This is a genomic window from Gordonia sp. DT218 (assembly GCF_049847105.1).
In the GTDB taxonomy this organism is placed as follows: domain Bacteria; phylum Actinomycetota; class Actinomycetes; order Mycobacteriales; family Mycobacteriaceae; genus Gordonia.
Genome location: NZ_JBNCNS010000005.1, coordinates 213,993 through 226,449 on the forward strand (window position 1 = coordinate 213,993; position 12,457 = coordinate 226,449).

Here is a 12,457-nt window from a genome sequence, read left to right on the forward strand (position 1 = left end):
CCACGACGAGGACCGGCCGTATCAGTCGGCGCGCCCTCGTCACCTGCTCACCCGCATCACTCGTCCTCCGCACCCGTCTACTGAGTCTCACCTTAGTTTGCGCCGACGGGCGTCCCGACTTCCGGGACTCGTGCGAGCGGCGTTCACCTCGGCCGCGAGGTCTGGATAAGGTGGGTGCATGACTGTTCGCGCTGCCCTGCGGCCCGGCACCGTGTCGCCGACCCGCCCGGTTCCCGACTCGATCGAGCGTCCCGAGTACGCGTGGAAACCGACGGCGAACGAGGGCAATGAACCGTGGGTGCAGACCCCGGAGACCATCGAGAAAATGCGGCTGGCGAGCAAGATCGCCGCCAACGCGCTCGCACAGGCGGGTGCCGCGGTGGCGCCCGGCATCACCACCGATGAGCTGGATCGCATCGCCCACGAGTACATGGTCGACCATGGTGCATACCCGTCGACCTTGGGCTACAAGGGCTTTCCCAAGTCGTGTTGCACATCTCTGAACGAGATCATCTGTCACGGAATCCCGGACTCGACGGTCGTCGAGGACGGCGACATCGTCAACATCGACGTGACCGCCTATATCGATGGCGTGCACGGCGACACCAACGCGACGTTCTCGGCCGGCGATGTCGCATCCGAGGCCGCCGATCTCGTCGAGCGGACGCGGGTCGCCACGGAGCGTGCCATCAAGGCGGTCAAACCGGGCCGGGAACTCAACGTCATCGGCCGGGTCATCGAGGCGTACGCGAACCGGTTCGGGTACAACGTGGTGCGCGATTTCACCGGGCACGGGATCGGTGAGACCTTTCACAACGGACTCGTGGTCCTGCACTACGACCAGCCCAACGTGGACACCGTCATCGAGCCGGGCATGGTGTTCACCATCGAACCGATGATCAACCTCGGGGGCCTCGGCTACGAGATCTGGGATGACGGCTGGACCGTCGCGACGACGGACAAGAAATGGACCGCACAGTTCGAGCACACCCTCGTGGTGACCGAGAACGGCGCGGAGATCCTGACTCTGCCGGACTAGCCCCGGTGTCCTTCATGGCCGTCCCGCGCCCGGCGGGGTTCGTTCGCGTCTTGTGTGTTCGTGCGCCCGAAGGATCTGGCGCACGAAGCGAATCCAGGCGCACGAATGGTGGGCCGTGGCATCGGCGGGGCGCCGTGGTGGCGGAGCGGTGAAAGGCGCACTGCTGGTCGGCGGCACCAGTTCTGACGCAGGCAAGAGCCTGATCGTCGCGGGGCTGTGCCGTCACCTGGCCAGGCAGGGGATTCGCGTCGCGCCCTTCAAGGCGCAGAACATGTCGAACAACTCCGTGGTCACCCTCGACGGCGGGGAGATCGGGCGTGCTCAGGCTCTGCAGGCTTTCGCGTGCGGGTTGGAACCGTCGACCCGGTTCAATCCGGTCCTGCTCAAACCGGGCAGTGATCGTCGGTCCCACGTGGTGGTGCGCGGACAACCCGCTGGTGACGTCGGTGCCCGCGACTACCACGCGTGGCGCGCTCGGCTCGTGGGGATCGTCGCCGACGAACTCGCCTCGCTCCGAGACGATTTCGACGTCGTCATCGCCGAGGGCGCCGGCTCGGTCGCGGAGATCAACCTGCGTCCCACCGACATCGCGAACATGGGTCTCGCGCGGTCGGCGGATCTGCCGGTGATCCTGGTGAGCGACATCGACCGCGGCGGTTCACTGGCACATCTGTTCGGTACGACGGCTGTACTCGACGCCGCGGATCAGCGCCTCATCGCCGGATTCGTGATCAACAAGTTCCGGGGCGACCCGGCAATCCTCGCGCCGGGACTCGATCAGTTGCAGGGGCTGACCGGACGATCCACGTTCGGGGTGATCCCGTTCCGGTCCGATCTCTGGATCGACGCCGAGGATTCGCTCGCCGCTCCGGTGGGCCGCCGGGTCGGTCCTCCCGACGACGGCACCGCCGATCCGTCCGCGGTGGCGCTGTCGGTGGCGGCGATCCGATTGCCCCGGGTGTCCAACACCACGGATGTGGAGGCCCTGGGCTGTGAGCCCGGTGTGGATGTGACCTGGGTCGACGACGCGGCGAGCGTGGCGTCGGCGGACCTGGTGGTCCTGCCGGGCACACGGGCGACGGTGTCCGATCTCGCGTGGCTCCGGAGCCGGGGACTCGCCGACGCGCTGGTCGGCCGCGCGCGGCGGGGGTGGCCGGTGATCGGGATCTGTGGCGGGTTCCAGATGCTCGGTCGCCAGATCGACGACCCGGTGGAGTCAGCCGCCGGTCGCGTCGAGGGGCTCGGGATCCTCGACCTGGAGATCGGCTTCGAATCGGGCAAGGTGCTGCGGCAGGTGACCGGCGACGGCGACGGCCGGCCGATCAGTGGCTACGAGATCCACCACGGCCGCGTGCGATGGTCGGGTGAGCGGCCCTGGATCGTGGATGCACAGAACGGTCCCGAGGGCGCAGTACGCGGGGCCGTGCGTGGCACCCACTGGCATGGGCTCCTCGCCTCCGATGCCTTTCGTCGCGATCTGCTGCGCACGGTCGCCGAGGAACGTGGTGTCACCGGCTTCGTCGCCGCTCCGGACACGGTCGTGACCGAGATCCGCGGCACCCAGGTCGACCTGATGGCCGATCTCGTCGGCGAACACCTCGACCTCTCGGCTCTGGAGGCGGTCATCGAACACGGCCCGGACCCGCGATCGCCGGTGATCACTCATCGTCTCGAATGATCTGCGCCAAAGCCCGAACCGGACGATGTCGCCTATCCTGGGCCCGTGGACACGCAACAGCGCGCGGTGAGGGTCGGGGAACACACATTCGACGTCCGGATCGGCGGACCCGAGGACGGCAAATGGGTGCTGCTCCTGCACGGATTCCCGGTCAACAGTTCGTGCTTCGACGCGGTGGTCCCGCGGCTGCACGAGAGCGGACTGCGCACCATCGTCTTCGATCAGCGGGGCTACAGCCCCGGTGCGCGGCCGGAGGGTACGGATGCTTATCACCTCTCCAACCTCGTGGGTGACGCCCTCGGCGTCCTCGACGAACTCGGAGTCGGATACGCAATGGTGGTCGGACACGACTGGGGAGGCATCGTCGCGTGGCATCTGGCGGCGAAGCATCTGGACCGGTTCACCAGTCTCGTCGCGGTGAGTACCGGTCATCCGTCGGCGTTACGCGATGCGCTGGCGTCGAGCGATCAGCGTGAGAAGTCGTCGTACATCAAGGATTTCATCGCCGAAGACGCCGAGGAGAAGCTACTGGCCCGCAACGGCGTGCTGTTGCGTCGGGCGGGTGTGACGGCCGACGAGCTCAAGCCTCTGATGGAGCCGGGTGCGCTGACCGGACCGCTCAACTGGTACCGCGCCAACTTCACCGGGAACATCGCCGACACGCTTGCCTGCCCGGCGGTCGAGATCCCGACGACGATGGTGTGGAGCGACGGCGACACCGCGCTCGGGCGCGAGCAGGCGGAGCTGAGCGGCCGCTACGCGTATTCCGATTACCGGTTCTGCGAACTGCCGGGAGTCGACCATTGGATTCCGCAGAACGCCGCGGCAGCGTTGGCGAGTGAGATCGCCCTGCGATCCGCGATGTTCTGACGCCAACGGTCAGCCGAAGCGCTCGGTTCGGATCCGGCCGGGCTCATGACCGGCCGCGACCATCGCGGCCGCACACTGCTCGACAAAACCGTTGGGCCCGCAGATGAACACCGTCGGTTCGCGGTCGGGAGGGATCGTGATCTCGGCGAGTTCACCGCCGCCGAGCCGCTCCGCCGGTCGCGGATCGTCGGCCGGCGCCTCCCGGGTGTAGGCGAGATGTACCGGCATCCGTCCCCGGTCCATGAGCTGTCGTAGTTCGTCGGCGAACAGGAGGCGGTCCGGCGTCCGCAAGGAGTACACGAGGCCGAACGGCACCATCGGCGCGGAAACCTCCCGACTGCGGATCATCGCCATCAGTGGCGCGAGCCCGGAGCCGCCCGCGATGAGCTGCACGGGGTGTGGGTCCTGCTCGTCCCAGGTGAACCAACCGCCGTGTGCGCGGGTCACCTCGAGCGGCTCACCCACCTCGACCACATCGACGAGATAGGGCGACACCTCACCGTCGTCGGCGCGTTCGACCGTGACCTCGATCGTCCGGGTCTCCCGGACATCGGACAGCGAATAGGTGCGCGCGGTCGAATAGCCGTCCTCCGCGGTCAGGCGGATGTCGATGGACTGGCCGGGCAGACCCTGAAACGGCTCGGCGAGGCCGAGCCGTAGCGAACGCGCACTGGGGCTGTGGCGGATCTGCGAGAGGACCGTCGTCACCTGCCACTCGTTCATGAGTAACGCTGCTCGGTCCAGGGATCGCCGTGCATGTGGTAGCCGCGGCTCTCCCAGAACCCAGGGGTGTCGCCCGGCATGAATCGCAGTCGGCGCACCCATTTGGCGCTCTTCCAGAAGTAGAGATGCGGCACCAGCAACCGTGCCGGGCCGCCGTGTTCGGCCGGGAGTGGCTCGCCGTCGTAGGTATCGGCGATCCAGCCTCGGCCCGCCACCAGATCGGCGACCGCCAGGTTGGTCGTGTACCCGCCGTGGCAGTGGGCCATCACATGGCTGTCGCCGGGCCAGGGGATGTTGCTCATGATCGTGTCGAAAGAGACACCACGCCATCGTGTCTCGAACTTCGACCAGCGGGTCACGCAGTGGATGTCGGTGACGATCTCCTCGTGGGGGAGGTCCTGGAACTCCGCCCAGTTCCAGGTATGCGCCCGGTGATCCGACGATTGCATCGTCAACGACCAGCTGTCGACCGCGATGGCCGGAGTCGGCTCGGCGGACAGCACCGGGAAGTCGAAGGTCCGGTACTGGCCCGGCGGCAGACGGGCGGCGTCGCGATCACGACGGCCCACGAATCCCCGGTTCACGATCGCCATGCCGAGATCCTACGCGCCGGATCGGATCTCGCAGCGCGAACGAACCCGTCTCAGAGCTCGAGGCCGAGCAGCGCGTTCTCCAGCACCTCGGGCATCGCCGGGTGAATCCAATACTGCCCCCGCGCCATGTCGGATGCGTTGAGGCCGAACGACATCGCCTGGATGACCGGCTGGATCACCGTGGGCGCCTGCGGGCCCATGATGTGGCAGCCCAGCAAGCGGCCGGTGCCGCGCTCCGCGATCAGCTTGCAGAAGCCCGTCGAGTCCTCCATCGCCCAGCCGTACGCGACGTCGCCGTAGGCCTGCACCTTCACGGTGATGTCGAGTCCGAGATCACGCGCTCGGGTCTCGGTGAGGCCGACCGACGCGATCTGCGGGTGCGTGAACACCGCCGCAGGAACGAAACGATGGTCGACGGCGACCAGATCGTCGGCATCCCAGCCCTTCAGCAGGTTGGCCTGGACGACCCGCTCCTCGTGGTTGGCGACGTGCTTGAGCTGATAGGGCGAACTCACATCGCCGAGTGCCCACACGCCGGCCGCGTCGGTGCGCCCGTGTCGATCGCAGCCGACGCGGCCGTGATCGTCGACGGCGACGCCGATCGATTCCAGATTCAGCCGGTCGCCGTTCGGTTTGCGTCCGGTGGCCACCAGCAGGGCGTCACCGTCGACGTGGGTGCCGTCCTCGAAGCTGACCCGCACCCCGCCGTCGGGCAGGTCGATGGCGCCCGCCACATCGGTGTCGAGATGGACGTCCCATTTCTCGGCGGCGATCTCGGTGAACCGTGCGGCGATCTCGGCGTCGAGGTGCCGGAGCAATGTCGGGCCTCGCGCGATGATCGAGACCGCGGTACCGAGCGCGCCGAATACATGGGCGAATTCGGCTGCCACATAGCCACTTCCGATGATGATCAGTCGCTCCGGAAGTCGCTCGAGGCGCATCACGTCGTCGCTGGTGTGATATCGCACATCGCATTCGGCGATGATCGGCGGCACGGTGGCACGTGAGCCCGCGGCGATGACCACCTCGTCGGCCAGGACAACGGCGTCCGGGGTGACGAGCCGATAGCGGCCGTCGTCGTCGCGGCCGTCGAACTCGACATGCGCGGAATACACGGTGATGTTCGCGCACCGATCCACGCGGTACTCCTTGCCGCCGGTCGAGATCGGGTCGATGCGCCCGAAGATCCGGCCGACGATCGCGGGCCAGTCCACGGACTCGACACGCGCGTGCACGCCGTAGCGGTCGGAGTGGCGGGCCATCTCGGCCACCTCGGCGGCGTACACGAACATCTTGGTGGGGATACAGCCGACGTTGAGGCAGGTGCCGCCGTAGACACCTTCCTCGAAAATGGCGATGGTCCGGTTCTCGAAGCGTTCGTCGGGGATGGAGTTGCCGCTGCCCGAACCGATGATCGCGAGGTCGACGATCTGCGTCGCGGTCATGCGCCGCCCACCAATGATCCGCTGTCGGCGCCATCGGTGGGCACCGAGAGGTTGGTGCGCATCCACGCGTCGACCTCGCGGTAGGCCCGGACGCGGGCGCTCTCGACCGAGAGGAATACATCGTGTCGCGCGTCGGGGACGGGCGTCACGGACACACGGTCGCCCAGGTAGCCGCTCCAGCGGGCCATGTGCCGGACGTCGAGGACGACGTCGGCGTTGTCCACACTGGCGAGACGCCCGCGATCGAACAGTGTCTTGTCCGAACGCAGCACCAACGACGGGACACCGACGTCGATGCCGCGGTGCAGGCGAGCCTGGCCTCTACGGACCGCGGCGAGGAACCCGAAGGTGACGGGGAATCCCCCCATCGGCTTCAGCGCGAGGTCGTAGGCCCACTCGCCGCCGGTGGTCTCGTGGATGCTCCGGCCGTATCCCTCGGACAGTTCCTGGGGGATCACCGCTTTCGGCCGCGCTGTCGCGACACCGCGCAGCAGGAGGGAGACCGGGAGGGATCGCAGGATCGGGCTGCCCTGGAGGTCGAACCATGGACTGTTGAGGAGCAGACCGGTGACGTGGGCGTGGCGGCCGGGGGCCTCGGTGCGGAGGCGGTCGAGCCAGAGCGGCGTGATGAGGCCCCCGGTGGAATGCGCGGCGACGATCACGCGAGCGGGTCCGCCGTCAGCCGCGGTCTCGTCGACGATCACGTCGAGTGCCCGGCCGAGTTCCTCGTCGTACTGCCCGAGATCGGTGGTGAGGTGCGCGGTGTGATGAGGCTTCAGGGAACGCCCGCACTTGCGCAGGTCGAGGGCGTAGAAGGCGTAACCCCGTTCATGAAAGAAGTCGGCGAGGGGCTCGTGGAAGAAGTAGTCGGTGAAGCCGTGCACGTACAGGACGGCTCCGTTGGGGAAACTCGTGTCGGCGTCGCCGGCCTTGCGGACCAGGGTGGCGGTGATCGGGTTCTCGCGGTCGGGATCGGGCCCCAACGGGAGGGTGAGGATCTCGTAGCGGTCGAGGAGGCGATCGGGTTGCCAGTTCGCGGCGGGCGGTCCATCCTGGCGGGCGGCCCCGTGGGTTGCGGTCACGGCATCCACTGTAGAGAAACTCCCGCGTGCGAATACCGGCGCCGAGTGTCGCCCAGCCCACATTTTCGCCCAGGCGATTCCGTCGTTCGGCGGATGATGGGGAACAATGGCCGTTGACAGGGACGACCACAGCGGCGAGACGCCGTCGGCCTCGATCGTCCAACCTGTGCGAAGGAGAGCTCCTCGTGTCTCAATCGGTGATCAAGACGGATGTCGCGCTGGTCGGTGCCGGAATCATGAGCGCCACACTCGGCGCCTTGCTGCGGCGGCTGCAGCCCGACTGGTCGATCAGCCTGTTCGAACGTCTCGACGCCGCGGGTGCCGAGAGCAGTGATCCGTGGAACAACGCGGGCACCGGTCACTCGGCCCTCTGCGAACTGAACTACACGCCGAAGACCGCCGACGGCGACGTGAACATCGACAAGGCGCTCAACATCAACGAGCAGTTCCAGGTCTCGCGGCAGTTCTGGGCGAACTCGGTGGACAACGGCATTCTGGGGGACCCGAGCGAGTTCATCAACCCGATCCCGCACGTCAGCTTCACCCATGGTCCGGCAGGCGTCGAGTATCTGCGCAAGCGCTACGACCGGCTGGCCGGGCAGGTGCTGTTCGAGGGTATGGAGTTCATCGACGACCCGACCGAGTTCAGCGAGCGACTGCCGCTGATGTCGGCCGGACGTGACTTCTCCGACCCCGTCGCGCTGAACTGGTTCACCGACGGCACCGACGTCGACTTCGGCGCCCTCACCCAGCAGCTGCTCAACTTCGTCGGTCGTACCGGCGCAGACATCTACTACGGCCACGACGTCACCAACCTGTCCAAGCAGTCCGACGGCAGCTGGATCATCAAGGTCCGCAACCTGCGGACCAAGGAGAAGCGGACCGTCCACGCCAAGTTCGTCTTCGTCGGGGCCGGTGGGGGCGCGCTCCACCTCCTGCAGAAGTCGGGCATCAAGGAGGCGAAGGGGTTCGGCGGATTCCCGGTCTCGGGCGAGTTCTTCCGCTGCACGAATCCCGAGCTGATCTCCGACCATCAGGCCAAGGTCTACGGGCAGGCCGCCGTCGGTGCGCCGCCCATGTCGGTGCCGCACCTCGACACCCGCGTCATCAACCACCAGCCGGGATTGCTGTTCGGCCCGTATGCGGGCTGGTCGCCGAAATTCCTCAAGAACGGGAAGGTCACCGACCTGCCCAACTCGATCAAGGCGAGCAATCTGCTGCCCATGCTCTCCATCGCACCGCAGGAGTTCGGGCTGCTCAAGTACCTGATCAGCGAACTCGCGGCGAACCGCGCGGATCGCGTCAACACGCTGAGCGAGTTCGTCCCGCGCGCCGACGGCGGTGACTGGGAGATCATCACGGCCGGTCAGCGCGTCCAGGTGATCCGCAAGACCGGCGTCGGTGGCACCCTCGAGTTCGGGACCGCGGTGGTCACCGCGGGCGACGGTACGATCGCCGGTCTGCTCGGCGCCTCGCCGGGTGCTTCGACGGCGGTGCCCGCGATGCTCCAGGTCCTCGAGAAGTGCTTCCCGAACGAGTACGCGGGATGGGGGCCGACGCTCACCGAGATGATCCCGTCGTTCGGACAGAAGCTCTCGGACAATCGCGACCTCTTCCGTCAGGTCTGGGACTGGACCACGGCGAGTCTGCAACTCAAACGCGGCGCCGTGGACACCCGCGTCGAAGCGGATCGCACACCTGCCGCGGCGTTGTGACATCGATGCCGCCGACCTCAGCGCCGTCCGATCGTCACGGATGTGGCTGGTGCGACCGAACGCCGATGTGATAGTCACGACACCATGACTCCGGTAGGGCAACTGCACCAGAGCCCGGCCGCGGACCTCGATGCGGCGACGCTCTATCAGATCCTGCGGTTGCGGGTGGACGTCTTCGTCGTCGAACAGGCATGCCCGTACCCGGAACTCGACGGCCGCGACCTCGAGTCGAGCACGCGCCAGTTCTGGATCGCCGACACCGAAGGATGCGTGATCGCCACCTTGCGCCTGCTGACCGAACCGCCGTCGGCCGACGGCAGGCCTCTCTTCCGTATCGGCCGGGTGTGCACCGAGCGCACGCATCGCGGTGAGGGGCTGACAGCACGTCTGCTGTCGGCCGCGCTCGCCGAGGTCGACGACGACCCGTGCCGCATCGAAGCGCAGGCCTATCTCGTCGACATGTATGCGAAGTTCGGTTTCGTGACCGAGGGCGACGAGTACCTCGAGGACGGCATTCCGCACGTCTCGATGGTCCGGGACCGTGGCGTCGCGACCGATCGCGTCGGTGTCTCTCCGGACACCGTCCGATGAGCGGTCGCCACCGTTCGGCGGGGGAGCCGGAAGTGACCCGGTACCCGTTCAGCGCCGTCGTCGGGCAGGAGCGGCTGAAACTCGCGTTGATCCTGTCCGCCATCTCGCCCGCGATCGGGGGCGTCCTGATCCGTGGTGAGAAGGGGACGGCCAAGTCGACGATCGTCCGGGGGCTCGGCCCGCTGCTCGCCGGTGATCCCACCCGCGCCGCCGACGACGCCCGTGGTCGCGTCGTCGAACTGCCGATCGGCGCCACCGAGGACCGCGTCATCGGTTCTCTCGACCTGACGGCGGTACTCAGCGAAGGCCGTGCGGAATTCACCCCCGGTCTGCTGGCGCGGGCCGATGGCGGCGTGCTCTACATCGACGAGGTCAACCTCCTCGCCGACCACCTCGTCGACGTTCTCCTCGACGCCGCCGCCGGCGGCCGGGTCACCATCGAACGAGATGGTGTGTCGCACACCCAATCCGCCGACTTCGTGTTGGTGGGGACGATGAACCCGGAAGAAGGGGAGCTCCGACCGCAGCTCCTCGACCGGTTCGGACTCGCGGTGGACGTGGCCGCCGGCCGCGACATCGCCGAGCGGGTGGAGATCGTCTCGCGCCGAATGGAATTCGATGCCGATCCGGACGGTTTTGCGGCGCGCCATGAGGACACGGAGCAGGAACTGACGCGACGGATCGGCACCGCCCGCGAACTCATGCCGTCGGTCCACATCCCACCCGCGGAGTTGCGCCGGATCGCCGGGATCTGTGCGCACCTCGACGTCGACGGGTTACGCGGCGACATCGTGGTCGCGCGGACGGCAGCTGCGCACGCCGCATGGCGCGAGGCCCGCGAGGTCACCGAGGACGATGTCCGGGTGGCCGTCGAACTGGCGTTGCCACACCGCCGGCGCCGGAATCCGTTCGATGAATCCGGTTTGACCACAGACCAACTCGACGACGCGATGGATGCCGGCGATCAGGCGGCCGGATCGGGCGAACCCGACGACGACCCGGACCCGACCGACCCCGACCCGACCGACCCCGACCCGACCGATCCAGGACCGGATGGTCCCGGCGACGGCGATCCCCGCCACGATGCCTCGCCCGGACCCGCGGAATCCGGCACGACGGCAACCGATCCGGAGCCCGACCCGGGAGGCGACGCAGACACCGACGCCGACGAGAAAGCACCCGCACCGGGTGCGCGATTCGGGACACCGCCCACACGCGCGACCGCGCCCACCGTGCGGAGGCTGCGGGTGGACGGCGTGGGTGACGGCGATCCCGGTCGCCGGTCGCGCGCGCGGTCCCGACGGGGGCACACCACACATGCCACCACCTTCGAGAACGGGCGCCCGGTGCACCTGTTCGGCACCATCCTGAGTGCGGCGGAGCGCCACCACGGTTCGCCGGGCCGCGCGGCAGCGGAGAGCTCCTCGACGATGCGGGTGGTCGCCGACGATCTGCGCGCCGCTCAGCGCATCGGTCAGGAGGGCAACCTCGTCGTCTTCCTCGTCGACCTGTCGGGGTCGATGACCGCGCGACGTCGGCTCACCACCGTGAGCAGTGTGTGCGTCGATCTGCTGCGCGATTCCTACACCCGGCGCGATCGGGTGGCGGTGGTCGTCGCGCGGGGGACGTCGGCGTCGGTGGCCGTGCCGCCGACAAAATCCGTCGACATCGCCGTGCGCCGGCTGGCCGACATCCGCACCGGGGGCCGTACCCCGTTGGCGGAGGGGATCACCACCGCGGCCGAACTCATCGAGCGGGCCGGGCGCCGGGAGCCCCAGCGACGTCCGTTGCTGGTCGTCCTCACCGACGGGCGTGCGACCGCGGGCCCGGATGCCGCCGGCCGCGCTCGATCGGCCGCGGCCGCGGTCGGCCGCCGCGACATCGATGCGGTCGTGGTCGACTGCGAACAGGGCATGGTCCGGCTCGGTCTGGCGAACGACCTTGCCGCCGCCATGGGCGCCCGATGCCTGCCGATGGCCGAGCTCACCGCCGACGTACTCGCCCGTCCAGGACGAGCCGCCTGACATCTGTTCTGCACCAGCGAGAAACGGCAGGAGACCGCAATGCCGCAAGGAGTTCCCGACACCATCCCCGACGACGGGCTCACCACCCGGCAACGCCGGAACCAGCCGGTCCTGGCGGTCCACACCGGGGACGGCAAGGGTAAGTCGACGGCGGCGTTCGGGATGGCGATGCGTGCGTGGAACGCCGGCATGCGGGTGGCCGTGTTCCAATTCGTCAAGAGCGCCAAGTGGCGCGTCGGCGAGGAGACCGGGCTCACGGCGCTGGGCGCCGTGCACGAGCAGACCGGGCAGGGTGGTCCGGTGGAATGGCACAAGATGGGACAGGGCTGGTCGTGGCTGCGGGCAAACGAAGACCATGACGCCGACCACGCGGAGGCCGCTCGCGCGGGATGGGCGGAGATAGCCCGGCGGCTGGCCACCGAACAGCACGATTTCTACGTGCTGGACGAGTTCACCTATCCCCTCGACTGGGGTTGGGTCGACACCGACGAGGTGGTCGCCGCGCTGGGTGGTCGGCCCGGGCGACAGCATGTCGTCATCACCGGGCGTCGCGCCCCGGCGGCCCTGGTAGAGGCTGCCGACCTCGTCACCGAGATGCGTAAGGTCGCGCACCCGATGGATGCAGGTCGCAAGGGGCAGAAGGGCATCGAGTGGTGACGCGATCCGCGACGGCTCCGGCTCTCCTTCGGGAGGGGCC

General features: G+C 68.1%; 11 protein-coding genes. 7 read left to right on the forward strand and 4 right to left on the reverse strand.

What is annotated here, in order from left to right; genetic code table 11:
• The first annotated feature begins 178 nt into the window (after positions 1-178).
• The 3 genes from map (at position 179) to ACPXCG_RS19270 (ending at position 3,587) form a co-directional block, all read left to right on the forward strand.
• On the forward strand, positions 179-1,039 hold the full coding sequence (gene map / locus ACPXCG_RS19260; RefSeq protein WP_425793705.1) for a type I methionyl aminopeptidase: 861 nt from the start codon (positions 179-181) through the stop codon (positions 1,037-1,039).
• A gap of 115 nt (positions 1,040-1,154) precedes the next feature.
• Positions 1,155-2,717, forward strand: coding sequence for a cobyric acid synthase (locus ACPXCG_RS19265; protein ID WP_425793706.1), 1,563 nt, complete (start codon positions 1,155-1,157; stop codon positions 2,715-2,717).
• Positions 2,718-2,762: 45 nt separating this feature from the next.
• Positions 2,763-3,587 carry an alpha/beta fold hydrolase gene (locus ACPXCG_RS19270; RefSeq protein WP_425793707.1) on the forward strand — a complete coding sequence of 275 codons (825 nt, stop codon included), beginning with the start codon at positions 2,763-2,765 and terminating at the stop codon, positions 3,585-3,587.
• Positions 3,588-3,596: 9 nt separating this feature from the next.
• On the opposite strand, the gene ACPXCG_RS19275 is transcribed toward ACPXCG_RS19270, so the two are convergent.
• From ACPXCG_RS19275 to ACPXCG_RS19290, 4 genes are read right to left on the reverse strand one after another with little or no spacing between them, the layout of a single operon-like run.
• Positions 3,597-4,310, reverse strand: coding sequence for an FAD-binding oxidoreductase (locus tag ACPXCG_RS19275; RefSeq protein ID WP_425793708.1), 714 nt, complete (start codon positions 4,308-4,310; stop codon positions 3,597-3,599).
• Entirely contained in the window at positions 4,307-4,903 is a 597-nt protein-coding gene (locus tag ACPXCG_RS19280; RefSeq protein ID WP_425793709.1) for a molybdopterin-dependent oxidoreductase, read from the reverse strand. The genes ACPXCG_RS19275 and ACPXCG_RS19280 overlap by 4 nt, the downstream gene beginning before the upstream one ends.
• Positions 4,904-4,953: 50 nt before the next feature.
• Positions 4,954-6,348 carry a mycothione reductase gene (locus ACPXCG_RS19285; protein WP_425793710.1) on the reverse strand — a complete coding sequence of 465 codons (1,395 nt, stop codon included), beginning with the start codon at positions 6,346-6,348 and terminating at the stop codon, positions 4,954-4,956.
• Entirely contained in the window at positions 6,345-7,430 is a 1,086-nt protein-coding gene (locus tag ACPXCG_RS19290; protein ID WP_425793711.1) for an alpha/beta hydrolase, read from the reverse strand. Before ACPXCG_RS19290 ends, ACPXCG_RS19285 begins: the two co-directional genes overlap by 4 nt.
• A 185-nt stretch (positions 7,431-7,615) precedes the next feature.
• On the opposite strand from ACPXCG_RS19290, the gene mqo reads away from it, so the two are divergent.
• From mqo to cobO, 4 genes are all read left to right on the forward strand, one after another.
• On the forward strand, positions 7,616-9,145 hold the full coding sequence (gene mqo, locus ACPXCG_RS19295; protein ID WP_425793713.1) for a malate dehydrogenase (quinone): 1,530 nt from the start codon (positions 7,616-7,618) through the stop codon (positions 9,143-9,145).
• Positions 9,146-9,229: 84 nt separating this feature from the next.
• Positions 9,230-9,736 carry a GNAT family N-acetyltransferase gene (locus ACPXCG_RS19300; RefSeq protein WP_425793715.1) on the forward strand — a complete coding sequence of 169 codons (507 nt, stop codon included), beginning with the start codon at positions 9,230-9,232 and terminating at the stop codon, positions 9,734-9,736.
• Positions 9,733-11,760 (forward strand): VWA domain-containing protein, encoded by a 2,028-nt coding sequence (locus ACPXCG_RS19305; protein ID WP_425793716.1) that lies wholly within the window; start codon positions 9,733-9,735, stop codon positions 11,758-11,760. Before ACPXCG_RS19300 ends, ACPXCG_RS19305 begins: the two co-directional genes overlap by 4 nt.
• Positions 11,761-11,799: 39 nt before the next feature.
• Complete coding sequence (gene cobO / locus ACPXCG_RS19310) at positions 11,800-12,417, forward strand: cob(I)yrinic acid a,c-diamide adenosyltransferase (protein ID WP_425793717.1); 618 nt, start codon at positions 11,800-11,802, stop codon at positions 12,415-12,417.
• The last annotated feature ends 40 nt before the right edge of the window (positions 12,418-12,457 follow it).

What these genes read in the sequence shown, in the direction of transcription:
- ACPXCG_RS19305 (WP_425793716.1), top strand. Translation starts at nt 9,733, where the DNA reads ATGAGCGGTCGCCACCGTTCGGCGGGGGAGCCGGAAGTGACCCGGTAC.
- cobO (WP_425793717.1), top strand. Translation starts at nt 11,800, where the DNA reads ATGCCGCAAGGAGTTCCCGACACCATCCCCGACGACGGGCTCACCACC.
- map (WP_425793705.1), top strand. Translation starts at nt 179, where the DNA reads ATGACTGTTCGCGCTGCCCTGCGGCCCGGCACCGTGTCGCCGACCCGC.
- ACPXCG_RS19300 (WP_425793715.1), top strand. Translation starts at nt 9,230, where the DNA reads ATGACTCCGGTAGGGCAACTGCACCAGAGCCCGGCCGCGGACCTCGAT.
- ACPXCG_RS19275 (WP_425793708.1), bottom strand. Translation starts at nt 4,310, where the DNA reads ATGAACGAGTGGCAGGTGACGACGGTCCTCTCGCAGATCCGCCACAGC.
- ACPXCG_RS19280 (WP_425793709.1), bottom strand. Translation starts at nt 4,903, where the DNA reads ATGGCGATCGTGAACCGGGGATTCGTGGGCCGTCGTGATCGCGACGCC.
- ACPXCG_RS19285 (WP_425793710.1), bottom strand. Translation starts at nt 6,348, where the DNA reads ATGACCGCGACGCAGATCGTCGACCTCGCGATCATCGGTTCGGGCAGC.